19 protein-coding genes are annotated in these 16,563 nt (G+C 53.5%); 7 read left to right on the top strand and 12 right to left on the bottom strand.

The features are described 5' to 3' along the window. Positions 1-27: 27 nt before the first annotated feature. Genes lepB through QEH52_RS05230 form a run of 5 tightly spaced genes read right to left on the bottom strand, consistent with a single transcriptional unit; the run spans position 28 to position 4,266 of the window. Complete coding sequence (gene lepB, locus QEH52_RS05250; protein ID WP_308949042.1) at positions 28-1,281, bottom strand: signal peptidase I; 1,254 nt, start codon at positions 1,279-1,281, stop codon at positions 28-30. A 34-nt stretch (positions 1,282-1,315) separates the two neighbouring features. Next, on the bottom strand, positions 1,316-2,062 hold the full coding sequence (locus QEH52_RS05245; protein WP_308949041.1) for a 5-oxoprolinase subunit PxpA: 747 nt from the start codon (positions 2,060-2,062) through the stop codon (positions 1,316-1,318). Beyond that, a complete protein-coding gene (locus QEH52_RS05240) occupies positions 2,050-2,898 on the bottom strand; it encodes a 5-oxoprolinase subunit C family protein (RefSeq protein WP_308949040.1) in 849 nt (282 codons plus the stop codon). Before QEH52_RS05240 ends, QEH52_RS05245 begins: the two co-directional genes overlap by 13 nt. Further along, positions 2,895-3,566 carry a 5-oxoprolinase subunit B family protein gene (locus QEH52_RS05235; protein WP_308949039.1) on the bottom strand — a complete coding sequence of 224 codons (672 nt, stop codon included), beginning with the start codon at positions 3,564-3,566 and terminating at the stop codon, positions 2,895-2,897. Before QEH52_RS05235 ends, QEH52_RS05240 begins: the two co-directional genes overlap by 4 nt. Positions 3,567-3,570: 4 nt before the next feature. After that, the gene (locus QEH52_RS05230) at positions 3,571-4,266 is read right to left on the bottom strand and encodes an acyltransferase (protein ID WP_308949038.1); all 696 of its coding nucleotides are present in this window, start codon (positions 4,264-4,266) and stop codon (positions 3,571-3,573) included. A 176-nt stretch (positions 4,267-4,442) separates the two neighbouring features. Here QEH52_RS05230 and hflX point away from each other — a divergent pair, with 176 nt between their 5' ends. From hflX to QEH52_RS05215, 3 genes are all read left to right on the top strand, one after another. Next, positions 4,443-5,741: a GTPase HflX gene (gene hflX / locus QEH52_RS05225; protein WP_308949037.1), complete on the top strand. Its 1,299-nt coding sequence runs from the start codon at positions 4,443-4,445 to the stop codon at positions 5,739-5,741. 69 nt (positions 5,742-5,810) lie between these two features. Continuing rightward, a complete protein-coding gene (locus QEH52_RS05220; RefSeq protein ID WP_308949036.1) occupies positions 5,811-6,161 on the top strand; it encodes a type II toxin-antitoxin system Phd/YefM family antitoxin in 351 nt (116 codons plus the stop codon). Between the two features lie 2 nt (positions 6,162-6,163). After that, the gene (locus QEH52_RS05215) at positions 6,164-6,817 is read left to right on the top strand and encodes an ATPase (protein WP_308949035.1); all 654 of its coding nucleotides are present in this window, start codon (positions 6,164-6,166) and stop codon (positions 6,815-6,817) included. On the opposite strand, the gene QEH52_RS05210 is transcribed toward QEH52_RS05215, so the two are convergent. The 5 genes from QEH52_RS05210 to QEH52_RS05190 are packed head-to-tail and all read right to left on the bottom strand — an operon-like array spanning position 6,814 to position 11,600. Continuing rightward, positions 6,814-8,061 (bottom strand): Nramp family divalent metal transporter, encoded by a 1,248-nt coding sequence (locus QEH52_RS05210; RefSeq protein WP_308949034.1) that lies wholly within the window; start codon positions 8,059-8,061, stop codon positions 6,814-6,816. The two genes, QEH52_RS05215 and QEH52_RS05210, sit on opposite strands and share 4 nt — an antisense overlap. 6 nt (positions 8,062-8,067) lie before the next feature. Continuing rightward, positions 8,068-8,643, bottom strand: a complete 576-nt coding sequence (locus QEH52_RS05205) for a PqiC family protein (protein ID WP_308949033.1) — start codon at positions 8,641-8,643, stop codon at positions 8,068-8,070. 8 nt (positions 8,644-8,651) lie between these two features. Further along, complete coding sequence (locus tag QEH52_RS05200; protein ID WP_308949032.1) at positions 8,652-9,671, bottom strand: MlaD family protein; 1,020 nt, start codon at positions 9,669-9,671, stop codon at positions 8,652-8,654. A 34-nt stretch (positions 9,672-9,705) separates the two neighbouring features. After that, complete coding sequence (locus QEH52_RS05195) at positions 9,706-10,470, bottom strand: ABC transporter ATP-binding protein (protein ID WP_425609279.1); 765 nt, start codon at positions 10,468-10,470, stop codon at positions 9,706-9,708. 2 nt (positions 10,471-10,472) lie between these two features. Next, positions 10,473-11,600 carry an MlaE family ABC transporter permease gene (locus tag QEH52_RS05190; protein WP_308949030.1) on the bottom strand — a complete coding sequence of 376 codons (1,128 nt, stop codon included), beginning with the start codon at positions 11,598-11,600 and terminating at the stop codon, positions 10,473-10,475. A gap of 113 nt (positions 11,601-11,713) precedes the next feature. Here QEH52_RS05190 and QEH52_RS05185 point away from each other — a divergent pair, with 113 nt between their 5' ends. The 3 genes from QEH52_RS05185 to QEH52_RS05175 all read left to right on the top strand — a co-directional run bounded on the left by QEH52_RS05185 (position 11,714) and on the right by QEH52_RS05175 (position 13,548). After that, positions 11,714-12,382, top strand: coding sequence for an HAD family hydrolase (locus QEH52_RS05185; RefSeq protein WP_308949029.1), 669 nt, complete (start codon positions 11,714-11,716; stop codon positions 12,380-12,382). Continuing rightward, on the top strand, positions 12,382-13,059 hold the full coding sequence (locus QEH52_RS05180; RefSeq protein WP_308949028.1) for an HAD family hydrolase: 678 nt from the start codon (positions 12,382-12,384) through the stop codon (positions 13,057-13,059). The genes QEH52_RS05185 and QEH52_RS05180 overlap by 1 nt, the downstream gene beginning before the upstream one ends. Before the next feature lie 84 nt (positions 13,060-13,143). Beyond that, a complete protein-coding gene (locus QEH52_RS05175) occupies positions 13,144-13,548 on the top strand; it encodes an acyl-CoA thioesterase (RefSeq protein WP_308949027.1) in 405 nt (134 codons plus the stop codon). A 316-nt stretch (positions 13,549-13,864) separates the two neighbouring features. Here QEH52_RS05175 and QEH52_RS05170 read toward each other — a convergent pair whose 3' ends face one another. Both QEH52_RS05170 and QEH52_RS05165 read right to left on the bottom strand, forming a co-directional pair. Beyond that, a complete protein-coding gene (locus tag QEH52_RS05170; RefSeq protein ID WP_308949026.1) occupies positions 13,865-14,410 on the bottom strand; it encodes a shikimate kinase in 546 nt (181 codons plus the stop codon). A 57-nt stretch (positions 14,411-14,467) separates the two neighbouring features. Continuing rightward, positions 14,468-15,688 carry a class I SAM-dependent RNA methyltransferase gene (locus QEH52_RS05165; protein ID WP_308949025.1) on the bottom strand — a complete coding sequence of 407 codons (1,221 nt, stop codon included), beginning with the start codon at positions 15,686-15,688 and terminating at the stop codon, positions 14,468-14,470. 61 nt (positions 15,689-15,749) lie between these two features. Here QEH52_RS05165 and QEH52_RS05160 point away from each other — a divergent pair, with 61 nt between their 5' ends. Further along, positions 15,750-16,562 (top strand): TrmH family RNA methyltransferase, encoded by an 813-nt coding sequence (locus QEH52_RS05160; RefSeq protein ID WP_308949024.1) that lies wholly within the window; start codon positions 15,750-15,752, stop codon positions 16,560-16,562. Position 16,563 lies beyond the last annotated feature (1 nt).

The raw sequence follows: 16,563 nt of genomic DNA, 5'->3' as shown, positions 1-16,563 counted from the left end.
AGCCCGGATTGAGTCTTTCAGTGTGGATTATTCAGCCAGACCCCAGCGCTTGGTGAATGGATAATAAATGAAGATGGCTTTACCGATGACGGCTTTCTCGGGCACGTAGCCCCAATAGCGACTGTCGAGACTGTTGGCGGAGTTGTCTCCGAGCGCGACAAACTTGCCTTCAGGTATTTCGGCGGTCACGCCGGGACCGGTCATCAGCTTGGCTGGCGAGGAGGAATTTGAATTGGGATACACATAGCCGCCATATTCACCTTCTTTGCGGGCATTACGACCGAAGGCTTCGACTTCGTCGCGTGGCTCACCGTCGACGAGCAAGGCGCTGTCTTTGATCTCTAGGGTCTCGCCACCGACGCCGCCAATGCGCTTAATGTAATATTTGTCTACGTAGCTATTTGCGCCACCTTCGATGCCTGGTATGTCACGAGTGCGAAATACGAAAGGATCGCCGGCTTGGGGGCGTTTAAAATGATAACTGATGCGGTCGACAAATAAGGCGTCGCCCAGAGTGATATCGAAGCGTAAAACGGCCTCCCCTGGATGTGCTTGTGCATGTAAATCCAGCGCGTAGCCAGTGCCATTGTTGGTGCGGATGAGCTCAGGTTCGGCTCCGGGGAAGCTTTTTAATAGTGTGCCTTGCATGTCGAAGTCTGCGGGCACGCGTATGCTGTGCGGTACGCCACCGACTAGGACGGTGTATTCGGCCAATACGGTGGGTAAAAAGCCCCACTTTTTGCCTTTAACTTGTTTGAAATAGATACGCATCCCGCCGTCTTGAGTGGCGGCCATGGGGATTTGAATGTCGCCGCTATTTTGTGCGATCAGTGCTTTGTGGCGTGCCCCGAGCGTCAGAAAACGGAATGTCTTAGTCAGTGCAGCGGGCGCGTCGTCCTTATCTTCATACATCACAGCATTCATGCCGCTGTAAGTGGGATACATGGAGTTGGTGGGAATAATGAAGGGCTGGAAAAAGAAAGTTCGTATGCCGATCACGATGATGGCAGCGACCAGCGCGACTTCTAAATTGTCACTCCAAAAGGTTTTGGGGTAAATTTTGCCACCAATTTTGCGTAGTAAGGCATCGAGGCGGTTCATACACGCTTCCAGCGGGCTCTCGCTGACTGCGGGATCACGCAGCATAGCATCTAATTCGGCCACAGCTTTGTCGAGCTCGACTAAGCGCGCTTCTGACAAGACATCCCGCCGGTAATGATACACCTTGTTCGCTGCTTGTAGCAGTTCTTTACCAGCCTTTTTCTGTTTTTTGATACTCACGGCTTAAACTTGATACTGAGTGTGATCGGTGAGGCTAGCTAAATCTCGAAGCGGAACGCTCTATTTTGTTGGTTTTGAGTGCTGCTTGGATGTCGCGGATTAATTCGAGTGCGCCTGGGCTGTCGCCGTGCACGCAGAGGGTATCCGCGGAGAGTGTGATCGGCTGCCCGCCACGAGTAGGAAATTGGCCTGTTTGGAGCCATTTTTTCAAGCGAGACTGTGCCTCGGCATGTGAGAGCACAGCGCCCTGCTCTACTCGCGGCACCAAGGAGCCATCGGGCATATAGGCACGGTCGGCAAAGGCTTCTTGAAACACGCGCAGTCCGGCTTGGTTGGCCATTCGGGCAAACTTACCGGCGGCCAGTGCGAAGGTGGCGATGGCCGGCGTTTGTTGCTGCAGGAATTCGATATAAACCGCGGCCAGTGTGGGCTGTGTTTCGACGGCATGGTAAAGACTGCCGTGTAATTTGATATAGCTCGTGCGGGTGCCTAGCGCCTGAGCGGAGCTTTGAAAGGAGCCAATTTGCACTTCCAGTAAATCGCGAAATTCCGTAGGTGTAGGCAGAGCTTGCCCACGTCCACCATCCAGCGCCAGCCCGGGGTGTGCCCCGATTTGAACCTCGTATTTGAGTGCCCGCTCAATGCTGGCGCGGGTCTTATCGGGGCTTCCCGCATGATAGCCGCAGCCGATATTGGCAGCATCGATTTGCGCGAGCAGTTGTTCGGTCTGTTCCAGCGATTCGTTTTCCCCGAGGTCGCAATTGAGCATTATTTGAGCCATGAAAATGTAAGTTGGGTGCCGGGAGCGCATTGCACGAAGCGATCGAGATCCTTTGCAGCCAGCACGGCAATTTTCGCGTAACCGCCCACGGTGGGACCATCGTGTAGCGTGACGATGGGCTGTCCATTGCCGGGGATTTGAAAACTGCCTGGCAGCACGGGTTCGCTGGCGATGGATTCTGGGACGTCGAGTGTGGCACCTTCCAGTCGATAGCCGGTCCGATCCGAACGCGGGGAAACGGTCCATTTGCTGGCAATGAATTGCTGCTGTGTGTCGCGACTAAAGCTTTTGAATTGTGGCCCGGGATGAAGCGTGAAATGCGCGTATCCATGGGGTATGTGCTCTTGGGGCACACTTGAGATTCGACGGGCCACTGATTGGATCGATGCGTTTGGCTGCGACTGTTGCGCTGGCAAACGACTGCCATTCTGGATTGGAGTCCCCATGCCATTGCGTAAGTCCATTGAAGCACTGCCGAGCCAGCGCTCGGTTTTAAATCCACCTGGCAGTGCTAGATATGCGTAAAGACCCGCAGCCTTTTGATCGAATTCTAGTATCTGTCCCGCAACAAACGGCATCCCCGTGCCCGAAGCAAAGCGACTACAAAAATCCCCACCTGCTAAAGCCAGCCAACAGTCTTCTAAAATACGGATTTTGGCGCCTTGCTGTGCCACTTCCAGCACCGGCGCATCGCTCGGATTACACAGCAGTGTATTGGCCAAGGCCATCGAACGGGCGTCCATCGCCCCACCCGCAGGCACGCCAAAACGACGCCAACCCGCGCGCCCACGATCTTGTATCGAAAGGCCAGAGCCAATGGAGAGGATTTCGATCAACGGATTTCCTTGGGTTGAAAACGAACTTGATCGCTTGGGGACAGCGCGAAGACCTCCTGTGCGTTTGCATGAGCGTGACGGGCGGCTTCCAAATCAAACAAGGGGAAGTCGGTATGGCCCAGCAGATGCCAACCGCCCGGGCTGGCTACGGTGTAAATGCCGGCATGTGAGCCACCGATTGCAACTGCGCCAGGGGCGATACGGTTGCGCGGAGACGCACGTCGTTCGAGCTGCAAGCGCGGGTCCAATCCTTCCAAATACGGAAAACCTGGACTGAAGCCCATCATCCGCACGGTATATACGGGTGCAGTGTGCAACTCGATCACTTGCTCAATGCTTAATTTGCAGGCCTGAGCCACCCATTCGAGATCGGCGCCGTTGTAGTAGACTTCAATAGTGTGCTTGCGCGAGTGAGCGAAATGGCTGCGTGGGGAATCCGGTTCGGGAGCGTCTGCGAGTGGATACGCCACAAATGAGCGGATACTTTCTTTGAATTGCTGGTCACAGGCAATGCTTGGCCCGAGCAGTAAGATACTATCGTAGCCGACCACATATTCCTCACAGCCAGCCGGCAGGGCTTGCGCTAAACGATTGAGGCAAGCTGTGCGCTGCGCATCGCTGAGCTCGGCCAATAACAGCCCGCGGTCTCCGTAAGGCTTCAAATCCATATCATTAATCCATGCGAGGAGCCTTCAGAATCGACTCCTTTTGGTAGGCGATCGTATTTTCTGCAACTGTGCCGCGAAAGGCCATTGTTGGCATGACTAAGGCCCGCTTGCCTAGAATGGAGCCGGGATTGAGAACCGCATTGCAACCCACCTCCGCGTGATCCGCGATCAATGCACCCAACTTGCGCAGTTCTGTGGTGTGGCGAGAGCCATTGGGCAAAGTGACCGGCACATTAGCTTGATCGAGTCGCAGATTGGAGCAAATCACTCCGGCACCAAGGTGAGCGCCATTGCCCAAAATACTGTCGCCCACATAGCTGAAGTGTGGCACTTGCACGCCATCGAGCAATAGGCAGTTTTTAAACTCGCAGGAATTCCCCAGCACACAGCCCTTGCCGGCGATGACATTGCCACGTATATACACTCCGGGGCGCAACTGACAGTCTTCGCCGATATAAGCGGGCCCTTGAATGGAGCCAAAGGGCGGCAATTGAACACTGGGATGAATGTACACATCGCCACTTACCGTCAGCCCCGCGGGGATCGAGCTCTCTTTTAGTGCAGGCGCGGATTTAAAATCAAATCCAGACAAAGCTTGCTTGATTAAAGGTAACCACTCCCAAGGTGCGAGTTCGGGCCGAAAGCTGCTAGCAAAGGGCAAGGATTCTGGAAAATCAAATAGGTCGGAGGCTCGTAGCATGCATTGAGAAAAAGCTAGATACACAAGTAGAGACAATCCCAAATATAGCAGTTTTATGCGCGCCACTACGTTCATTGCGCCTGTAACGCGTCGATCACAACAAATCGTCATTTCGTTGTGGATTTACTGAGAAAGTCGCATAAGTTCCGCTCTTCCGCTTTTGAAATACCTAAACTGTGCACGACGTTAAAGAAAGACCCACCGTTGTTGAGCGCGCCATGCTAATCGGCGTGACGCTCCCTGACGACACCAGTTCCAATACCCGCAGCTTGCTCGATGAGTTACGCGAGCTAGTGGATACCGTTGGATTCGGTATCATGCATGAGCGCATGGTGGCGATTCGTAAGCCACAGGCCAAGCTGCTGGTCGGCTCTGGCAAGGCGCAGGAATTGGTCGATGAGGCCAAAGCCTACGACTGCGACGTCATTATTTTTGATAACGAACTCACACCGGCCCAACAGCGCAATTGGGAAGCCCTGGCTGAGGGCAAGATCCTAGTGATCGACCGGCAGGAAGTGATTTTAGATATTTTCGGTGATCGTGCACAGACCAAGGAGGCCGTGCTACAGGTCGAACTCGCGCGCTTGGAGCACAATCTACCTCGCCTCAAGAGCGCCTGGACTCACTTAAGCCGTCAACGCGGCGGTGGCTCGATGCAGCGTGATGCGGGTGAAACCCAGCTCGAGCTGGACCAACGAATGGTGCGCACGCAGATCACACGCGTGAAGCGCGAGCTGGAGAGCGTGATTCAACATCGCGAAACGCAGCGTAAAAAGCGGATGACCGTGCCGGTGCCGACCTGCGCGATTGTCGGTTATACCAATGCGGGCAAATCTTCCTTGCTCAATAAGTTGACCAATTCCGACATTTTAGCCGAAGATAAGCTCTTCGCCACACTCGACCCGACCTCGCGTCGCTGTCCCTTGCCCTCCGGCCAACCACTGGTGATTACAGATACGGTGGGCTTTGTGCGCAATTTGCCCCACCGCCTGGTGGATGCCTTCAAGGCTACGCTGGAAGAGGCCATTGTCTCCAACTTCTTGATCCATGTGCTGGATGTGAATAGCCCCGAAGTGGACTCGCACGCCGAGACCACCATGTCCGTGCTAAAGGAACTGGGCACTAAGGAGGACAAGAAGATCATCACCGTCTTCAATAAGATTGATGCGCTTTGGGACGATGAAACAAAGCACGACCTCGCGCTACGCTACCCTGAGGCTCTCTTTATCAGCGCCCACACTGGCGAAGGGATCGAAGCATTACAGGAAAAAATGGAAGCCATCGTCGAAGCCGACTTTGCGCAGCTACGTCTATTAATTCCGCATGAGCGCTACGATTTGGTGGCCCGCCTCCACCGCGAAGGTGGCGTGCGCAAGGAAGAAGCGCGCGATGATGGCTTCTACCTGGTCGCCTCGATTCCGGAGCGCATGTTGTCCACCATACAGCCCTATGTCATGCACGACTCTGACGGCTGAGAGCACTGAACTGTGGACCCTGAATTGGATAAAGTTTGACTAAATGGCAAATATGGCAATATTTGCCATATGTCCACGGTCTATGACATTCATGCCCTGCATCCATCCAAGGATCTGCCCGCGTCTCCATCGTCGGAACTGAAGAACGCGTTTAAGAGCGTTTTTCAAAAGATGTCGCAGTCAGGCCCTGTCAGCATCACTCGCAATCGCAAGCGCGAAGCGATCCTACTGCCTGCGGATCTCTACGACCAAATCATCAACGAATTGGCCAGTAAGGACCCGTTGGAGCTGCTACGGCAAGACTACGAAACGCGTTTTGCCGACATGCAATCGGATGTAAGTGCCGCTGCGTATGAAGATGCCTTCAGTGCATCCCCCGCCGCACTCGGCGATGCCGCGAAGGCCCATCAGGCGGATTAAACATGGCAGCAGCAGCCACGATTTACGTGCTCGCTGGGGTCAATGGGTCGGGGAAAAGTAGCATCGGCGGCGCGATGATTGAGTCGAAGGGCAACGTTTATTACAACCCCGACCTAGCCGCTAAAAAGCTCAAAGCGCTCCACCCCAACATGACGCAGAGCATCGCCAATGGGCATGCGTGGAGCTTAGGCAAGGAAATGCTCGAAGCCGCGACTCTAGCGAGGCGCACCTTCGCATTTGAAACCACACTGGGAGGTCAAACGATAACGGAATGCTTGATCGAGGCGGCCGCTCAAGGCCTCAAGCTCAAAGTCTGGTATGCGGGACTCGAATCGGTCGAGTTGAACATTGCCCGTGTTCAACAACGGGTCCGCCAACACGGACACGACATACCAGAAGCAGCAATCCGTCAGCGCTGGAACGGCAGCCGGCGCAATCTGATTCGTTTGATGCCACATATCGATAGCCTGCGCCTGTTCGATAATTCAAAGCACGCAGATCCAGCTGCAGGACAGTGCCCCATGCCAAAGCTCATTCTCGATCTACGTGCAGCCGTAATCGTGGGGCCCCGCGAGCTCTCGGCAGCGCCAGAATGGGCGAAGCCCATAATCGCTGCTGCGCTCAAACTCTATCCTCACGCCCCGCCCTCTTTCTAACGAACAAAGGTCACGTAAAGATAGCCAGAAGTCATCACGGTAAAGAACAGCAGGCCCGCCCAGCTGAGTGCTTTAAGCGCCAGTCCTGGACGATAGGCCTCGGGCACATTGGCTCCATTCATCACCCTGTAGTTGATATAGGCCAAGGCTGGCGACGTGATAAAGGAGACGATGGCGGCGAAGCTGAGCAGTTGTAGTAAATTTTGCACAAAGCAAAGCACCACCACACTGGCCAAGAGCGCAGAAATTAAAATCCAGACTTTTTGAATGCGCATAAAGGCCTCCGCAGGCAGGTCTTTAATCAGCGCGCAGCAAGCCGCCAATGAGCGCGGATAGCCATCCAAGCAAGTCAAGGTGGTGCTGAACATAGTAATGAAAGCAGCCGACAAAATCAAAAGGTGCGACCAATCACCGATCGTGTCGGTATACAGACTGACTAATTGCTGGGAAAAGCCGACGCCCCCCGCCGCAAAGCTCTCGGAACTGCCAAACATCACCAGCGCGCCCAGCGAAACAAATAAAATGGCCAAACCGACGGCAGAGAAATAGCCCACATAGAAGTCGATCGCGGACTCTTTGACCGTGGCAAAGTGGCCGGTCTGCTTCTCGCGACTAAACATCCAAAGTGAAGACCAGGCAGACAAATCAATCGGCGCAGGCATCCAGCCTAGCAGGCTAATCAAAAAGGCAAACGAGGCCCACTGATATGGGCTGGGAGCCACAAAATCAGCCGCCAGCTCGGGGCGGTTGGGAATCGCCAGGGCAACCGCCACTAGGGTGCTAATGCCGAGTAGCGCGATAATGACCTTGGCCAAGGAATCGAGCAATTTGTAATGCCCCACCAGCAATAGCGCGGCACAGATGAAGAGCACCCCGACAGTAATAAAGGGCACCGAGATGCCTGTGATGCCGTAGCCAGTCAGCAAGGCCCCGCTGAGCATGCCCACGCCTGCGATGTTGATGGTGCCTGTCAAGATATTGACGGCGAGAAAGACCCAAACATAGCCGATTCCCTGCCGTTTGTATCCGGCCAAGAGGCTTTCGCCCGTCGCAGCCGTGTAGCGTTGCCCATACAAAAAGAAGGGGAATTTGAGCGCATTGGCCAAGAGCACCAGCCAGAGCAGTGACCAGCCGAATTCGGCGCCTGCTCGGGTCGACCAAACTAAGTGAGAGCCGCCGACGGCGGCGCAGGCGACGAGTATACCGGGCCCTAGGGCCTTCCAAAGATTGCTGCGATCTGTCATAGCGATCTAGAGCTTTTGAGCGATGCTTTCCGCCAGCACCGCTAAGGCGGCGTCGAACTTAGCCACGTAGTCGGCTGCGTTCTGACGGTCCCAACTCGAGTGAGGCGCTATAAAACGCCCCGACTCCACACTTCCGTTGGGCAATGTGATCTGCCATTGTGCAATGACTTCGACTTGCCCATTCGCGTTGGCGCTGAAGCGCTCAAATTGAACCGATACCGTGGCCCCCTCACGCACAGTGTTTTGCCAAGGGTAATAGGCACGCACATTTACGGCACCAGTTGCTTGCAAGTGCATGGCCAACGCGCTGGGGAGTGCGGGCCGCAAGGGCTCTGCCCAGCGTGAACCAGCCACCGAGTCGAGTTCACCATTAGGGGAGCGATAATAGATGCGCTTACCTTCGAGATAGCCAGGTAGTTCAACTCGCCCGACATAGCACTCCGGCTTGCCAGCGACTTCGCTCACTACGGCAACTTCTGATGCCAGCATAAAGAGCTGCGTGCGGTCTGGCTTGGGCTTAAGATTGACACAGCCGCTGAGCAGCATGCTCAGAGCGAGCGCGATTATGGGGATGCATTTCATTGTCGAGACTACTCTTCCTGGCTACGTCCAGTGAGTATGGCGTTGGGGTTACGTTCTATATATTCGGAGAGCAAGCGAATCGAACGAGCGGTGCGCACTAATTCACGCAACATCGACTCGAACTCGTGACGCAGGTCAGAGCCCGGCTCTATGAGTGCGCTGGCCTCGTTACTCAAACGATCAAAACTATTGAGCGTTTTGGTAATTTGCGCACTCCAAGTGTCGATGGTGTCGGCCAGCGGGCCCTCTTCGATATTAAATGACTGCGCAGTGGCGCTCACTTGATCGAAGGCGATACGCATCGCGTCAACCGATTGCTTAAATTGCTCCGAAGCGATGAAATTCTGAATCTCATCGGCGGTACCGGTGATGGAAGTGCTGATCGCAGCGGTATCGAGCCCTTGCAGCTGCGTGGTCGCGCTGATGATTAATGCATTAATATTCTGACTCAACTCCTGCAGGTCGAGGTCTTTGATATCGGCAATGATCTGCGCCAAGTCGGCCGTGATCTGGTCTAGCGAAGAATTCAGAGTCGGGATTTCAACGATATCTATGCTTTCGTTGAGATGATCGATATGTGTTTCTGCAGAAAAAGCTTTTGCGGGTTCGAAGCTGAATTCGACAAAGAGTTGACCGGTGATAACACTTTCTAAGTTGAGCTGCGCCACCAGGCCGCGCTCAAGCGATTCATGAATCGATTCCGGCGCAAAGGCTGTGCGCGAAACCCCAAGGTCGTTTTCCAAGCGCGAACGATTGATTTCTATAACGACGGGGATCGCCGTCGAGTCCTCGCGCTGCCCCTCCGCTCGAATCATGATACGCTTGACTTCCCCTACCGGCACGCCGCGGAATTTGACGGGCGAGCCGACTAATAATCCGTTCACGGATTGATCGAAAAACAAAATGAATTGAGTCGAACGATTCAGAAAGTTGGCCGAGCCAAAATACATCACCATCCCTACGATGAGCAGGAGCATCACCGTGACAAAAGCACCGATCATTCTGGGATTTGGAGAGTTTCGTTTCACTGTTAGCTAGGTTTGGGTGAATTTTAGCGCTAGATCAATGGTTATCACTGTCGCCACGTGTCAAGAATCGACGCACTTTAGGCTCAGTCTGTGCATCTTCGACTAGATCGTTCGGGTTGCCATCACAGAGCGCAGTCTTGCTCTCGGCATCCAAAAAGAGCGCGGTATCTGCTATACTAAAAATACTCGCAAGCTCGTGCGTGACGACAATGACCGTCGCTCCAAGGGCGTCGCGCAGTTCTAATATTAAATCATCCAGCCGTCGTGAACTCAGCGGGTCCAAGCCCGCAGAGGGTTCGTCAAAGAATAAAATCTTAGGGTCCAGTGCGATCGCCCGCGCCAGGCCTGCGCGTTTTTGCATGCCGCCACTCAACTCGGAGGGATAGCGGTGGCCAAAGCCAGCGAGGCCTACTAGTGAAAGCTTAAACTCGACCAAATCTCGAATCTCTGACGCAGAGAGCTGCGTATATTGCTCCAGGGGTAAGGCCACATTTTCCTGCAATGTCATGGAGCTCCACAAGGCCCCACTTTGAAAGGACACGCCAAACTGACGCCTAATCTGCGCCGCCTCGGCGCTGTCGGGCAGAAAGCGCTGGTCCCCGTAAAAGATCTCTCCGCTTGCGGCTTTTTCCAGCCCCACAAGATGCTTGAGCAAAGTGCTTTTTCCGCATCCACTGCCTCCGATGATCACTTTAATTTCACTGCGCTGTGCAGTGAAATTAAGCGAGCGCATGACGATATAATCCCCATAGGCCATGGTGAGATTCTTGACTGTGATCGCGGTGGATTGGTGCGGCATCATTAAATCCCTAAGAGGTGAAACATAACAGCAAAGATCGCATCGGCGACCACGATCCAAGTAATCGAAGTCACCACAGCCGAGGTCGCCGCTCGCCCGACTGAGCTCGCATCGCGCCCGCAATTTAAGCCTCGATAACAGCCTGCCAGCGCAATGATCAAGCCAAACACGGCGCTCTTAAAAATTCCCACCCCAAGATCTGTAAGCGCCACTGCCGCTTGAATTTGATTACAGTATTGTGCGATACTGACTTCGGAAATCATCACCGCGACTACCATGCCCCCCAGCATCGCGACGAAGTCGGCACAGGCACACAATAAGGGCATCATTAATACCAGAGCGACCACCCGAGGCAGCACTAGAAATTGCATCGGCTCGATACCAAAACTTGTGAGCGCGTCCACCTCTTCATTCACCTGCATGCTACCAATTTGTGCCGCAAAGGAGGCCCCGGTTCGACCTGCCATAATCACACCGGCCATGACGGCTCCTAATTCGCGAGTCGTCGCAAGTCCCACCAAGTCGGCCACGTATATATCAGCCGCAAATTTTTGTAGCTGGATGACGCCGATGAATGCGATGATCAGCCCGGTCAGAAAACTTAGCAGAGATACGATCGGAACTGCCTGTGCTCCTGTCGCCTGCAGGATTAACATGAAATCTTTAGCTCGAATGCGCCCTTTGCCGCGCAGGAACGCGCAGGCATGTATGAATAAATTTCCCAAAAAATCAAAATATCCATTTAATCCACGATAAGCGCCCAGACTGCCCTCGCCCACTCGGGTAAAGAAATCATCACTCGCATCCTCTTCGACTTGCTTATTCTCCGGCACTGCCCGGGAGAGTTTTACTAAATTTTGCACGCCCTCAGGCATGCCATCCAGCTGTATCTGCAAGCCTCGTGAATCTGCCCAGTCATAAATCTGACGCACGGTAACGAGCAGCGAGCTATCCCAGCCGGTCAGGTGGTCGGCTTCTAAATGCAGTGTGCTCAGCCCCGCTTCAGACTCGATATCCATGCGCAAGCTTTCCATCTTGGGCTGGACCTGCTCCATCACCCAAGCGCCCGAAAAATGGACGATAAAGACGTCCTTTTTTCGACGAGTGCTCCAGTCTGCGGTCTGCTTCATATTGCTCATGTTTGCAAAAGTGCCCATAGCACGCTTGCCAAAGAGAGCAAACGAGCCATGCATAAAGCACCTAGCCTGTAGCGAATACGTTTTCTTATAAAGCACATTTTATTATGCAATACATCCTATTTGACCTGGACGGCACTTTGATCGACCACTTTACCACGATTCATAAGAGCGTGGCCTACGCCCAGCGCGAGCTCGGTCTACCAGAGAGTGACTACGCTACCGTGCGAGCGACCGTGGGTGGCTCCGTGCCGATCACGCTCACAAAACTATGCGGCGAAGCCAATGTGCCCGCTGCGGAGCCTTTATTTCGCAAACACTTCGCAGAAATTATTTTCGACGACGTCTTTACCCTACCCGGCGCAGAATGGCTCTTGCAGGCCCTCAAGGCACGCGGCGACAAGTTGGGCGTCTTTACCAATAAATATGCCGGCGACACGCGCGATGTGCTAGCACATCTCGGCCTCGACCAGTGGCTGGACGTCATTATCGGCACCGGTGAGCCAGACTGCCCCTACCGCAAGCCTGATCCGCTCTTCACCGCTTACGCACTGGAGCAAATGGACTGCGCCTCCGAAGAAGCCATCATGATCGGCGACTCTCCCTACGACCTCGCCGCCGCCGAGGCCGGCTGCCTGACATGCCATTTGGTCGCCACGGGCAGCCATAGCGCCGAACAACTCTCCGAATACATTGTCTCCGAACATGTGCATAAAGACCTGTACGAGCTCGGCCAAAAGGTCTTCGGACTGGAGCCTGAAGCCTGCACAGCATAATGGAAGACAACGCATCCACACCGCTCCCTTGCCCGTCGGCCATACTTTGGGATATGGACGGCACACTGATTGATCAAACGGCTGCGATCATTCGTTGCTATGGCGAGGTCATTACGAACATGGGCTATCCCGCTCCGGGCGATGATGCCATTCGCCGCAGCTTGGGCGGCACGATGGCCGAGACGATGAGCCTCTTTGTAGCCTCAGATCGCTTGGAGGAAGCCGGCAAAGCCTTTCGCGCACGCTTCCCGCAAATTATGTTTGATGGCTTGATTATTTTACCCGGGGGCATGGACTTGATCGAACGCGCCTACCAAGCACGCATCCCACAAGCCCTCTTCACTAATAAACACGGCGATACGGCGCGAAAAGTCAGTCGCTATGCGGGCTTTGCGAAATACATCCCCGTCTGCGTGGGCAGTGTGGATACACAGTGGCAAAAGCCGCAACAAGAGCTGACTCAGCACGTGCTAGAGCAGATCTCGGCCAAGTCCGAGGGCGCCATTATGATCGGCGACTCTCCCACCGATGTCGCTGTAGCTCAAAACGCGGGCCTCACGTGCTACTGTGTGGCCACTGGTGCGCACTCTGTCGCAGAGCTGCGAGCAGCCGGCGCGGAGGCCGCCTTCAATTCTTTAACCGAACTCGGTGAATCGATCACAATCCCAGAGTCTTAATCATAATCTTTCAGTATCTAAATTAAGAGAACGAGACTGATCTAAAAGCGTCTCCAATTCCTAATTCGTAATTCCCAATTTCTAATGATTCACAGTATTTCTAAGATTCGCGTGCGCTATGCCGAAACCGACCGCATGGATGTGGTGTATCACAGCAACTATTTGGTGTGGTTTGAGACCGCCCGCATACAAATGCTCGATCAGATCGGGATTCCTTATCGCGAGATCGAAGCTCGCGGACTCTTTTTGCCCGTGCTGACCGTGAGTGCCGCCTACAAACGTCCCGCACGCTTCGACGATCACCTCGAGGTGCACCTCTTCATGCGCAAGAAACCACGCGCACGCATGCACTTTGAGTATGAAGTTCGCCGCGGCGAAGAACTGCTGGTGACTGGAACATCCAGCCACGGTTTCATGGATGGCAATGGACAAGCACAACGGCCACCCGAGGATCTATTGAAAAAAATTGAAGCTGCCTGGTCGGCTTAATGGGTAAGAACTAGATTTCTTTTAGATGTATGCGCCGCGGACACGGTGATTTTAAAAACCGATAAAATCAGTTCAATTGAAACGATTTTGAATTATTTACTATACCTAGGTATAGATAAATGCAGCAGAATCGACCAATTCATTTGAAATCCAATGAAATTACATTTCTCGACAAAACCACTGAGAATCAACAATAGATCCCGCCGAATCAGTTTAATTAAACCGAACGAGTCGACTCTATAGCTAAATCCAGTAAATTATATTGCTTCAAAGGACGCTACTTACATTCCACGGCAGAGTGATGTGACGGCTATACCTACTTCTTGTAGCTTCGGGAGATCGATTTGTATGTTCGAATCATATGGCGCACAACTTCCGGAATCGTGCGGCCTTCGGTGGTGATACAGGCGCCGCAATCCATATAAATGGGCTCACGTTCGGCCAAGAGTTCGCGAACCTTAGCGGCAGGATCTGGCACATTGAGCAGAGGTCGGTCTTGATTGCGGCTCGTGCGCTCTATGATGCTTTCGGCAGAGGCAAAAAGACAGATCACAAGTCCCTTCTGCTTAATTATCTCTTTCATGCCAGGTTGCACAACAAGACCGCCACCACAGGAGACTACACAGCCAGATTCGGGATGTCCGCTTTCAATAAATTGACGCTCTAATTCTCGAAAACGGGACTCCCCTGCACTCGCAAAGATCTCAGGAATCTTCATTCCTTGCTCTTTTTCAATCTGATGGTCGGAGTCAATGAAGCGCAAGCCCAGCTCGCGCGCAACTCGCCGACCAATGGCCGATTTGCCCACGCCCATGAAGCCAACCAGATAAAGATTTGGTTTATACTGTGTTTTTCTACTCAAACTATAAATTTTGCCAAATATTATACATAAGCTGCGAACATATAATTGCGACAAAGTCTAAGCGAGACTCAAGGAGACGACATTCTCTATATGGCGTGTGTGTGGAAATAAATCAAATGGCTGAATGCGTGTAATTTTATAGCCGCCTGCAATAAACTCCTTCAAGTCACGTGCCTGAGTCGCAGGATCACAGGAGACGTAGACCAAGCGCTGCGGGCGATACTGCAGTAACTGCTGGCGAAAGCTTTCATCGCAGCCCTTGCGCGGTGGATCAATCACCATTGCAGTCTCATCGGCGGGGAATTTCAGGCCGTTGAAGATCGCTTCTGCCTTACCGATCACGAAGCGTGCGTTCTTAATATTGCTGATTTTACAGTTCGCTTGTGCCCAGCGTACCGCTGGCTCGCTGATTTCAACCCCTGCGACTTGCTCGAAGGAATTGGCCGTAGAGAGCGCGAAGAGCCCGACGCCACAATAGGCGTCCACCAAGTATCGCGCACCTTCGGCTGAGGCCTCAGTGGCCACGTATTCGACCAGTTCGGGCAGAATGAACGGGTTGTTCTGGAAGAATTCGCCCGCTTTAAACTGGAAGGTGACCTTACCTACGCGCTCTGAGACGATCTCTTGTGGGTTGTTGACAACGCCTTCCAAAACATCGCGCATAAGCAGCGTGCCGCCGCGCTGACGGCGTTTCTTGCCGCCCGAACGGCGTGCTTCTTCCCGAGCCTCGGGCAAGGCTGCATTAATTGCCTCCGTCGCGATGGGGCAATGCTCCACATCGATAATTTGATTGCGACGGCCATATTGCAGAAACCCGATCGGCTGCGAACCATCACGCTCGGGGCGATTGTAGTGAGGTGTGATTTTTGATCGATAATTAAACACCTGCGGAGAGCCATGCGCCAAATCGACAGGATACTCGATCTCTCCCAACTTGAGCATCAGTTCCTTTACGTGCTGGGTCTTTTCCTGGAGCTGGCGCTCATAAGTCATGTGCTGATACTGGCAGCCACCACAACGTGTGTAGAGCGGACACTTCGGCTCTACGCGATCAGGGGAGGCTTCTACGATCTCCACTAAGTCCGCGTCGGAGTAATTTTGGAAGTTACGAAACACGCGCACTTTGACCCGCTCGCCCGGGATCACGAAGGGCACCATCACGACCCAACCGTCCACACGACCGACTCCGGACCCTAAGTTGGTCAGGCTTTCTACCGTAAACTCAAGTTCTTGGTGATATTCAAAAGGCTCTGCGACGAAATTTTTTGGCACTTGCATCTACATGCCCTCCCGTATGCTTAGGCATCCTGCAATACTAAAATTTCAGGACATCACATACATGGAAGATTTATATATTCAAAGTCGACAGAACGATCAGGTCAAAAACCTAGTAAAATTACGCGAGCGCAAGCACCGAGACCGCCAATCACGCTTCTTGGTCGAGGGCCTACGTGAGATCGGGCATGCGCTCACTGCCGGCTTTGAAATCACTCACCTTTACTACTGCACAGACTTTTTTCCCAGCGAAGGACACGCCACGTTTATTAGCGAACAAAAAGCCGCGGCCCGGTTTCCTTTGATCGGCATGAGCCCGGATGCATTTACCAAAGCCTCACATCGCGAAGGTCCCGATGGTTTGATGGCAATTGCGGTGCAGCAAAATAATGTGCTATCGGACTTTAAGATGAGCACCCCGCCCCTTTTGCTAGTGCTAGAGGGCATTGAGAAGCCTGGCAACTTAGGAGCCATACTACGCAGTGCAGACGGCGCTGGCGTGGATGCAGTAGTCTTGGTCGACTGCGTACTCGACCTTTACAATCCCAATGCCATTCGCTCCTCTCAAGGCCTGCTTTTCGCTTTGCCGATCGTCTCGACGAATCGTGAGTCGCTGGCGCAATGGCTCGACGATAATCAGATAATTTGTTGTGCCACCACTCCCGACACCGAAGAATTGCACTGGGATATTAACTATCGTCAAGGCATCGCCATCTTTATGGGCAGCGAAAGCGATGGCCTACAGCCTTATTGGCTGGATAAAGCCGCCCACAAGATCCGCATCCCCATGGCAGGCCAAGCCGACTCGCTCAACGTAGCCGCCGCCGCAGCCGTCTGCCTCTATGAAGCCCGCAGACAGCGCGAACGAGCGACTTAAG

This window comes from Thalassobacterium maritimum (assembly GCF_031127805.1).
Taxonomy (GTDB): domain Bacteria; phylum Verrucomicrobiota; class Verrucomicrobiia; order Opitutales; family Coraliomargaritaceae; genus Thalassobacterium; species Thalassobacterium maritimum.
The sequence above is the reverse complement of the archived record's forward strand: the minus strand, read 5'-3'. Positions and strand labels throughout refer to the sequence as shown.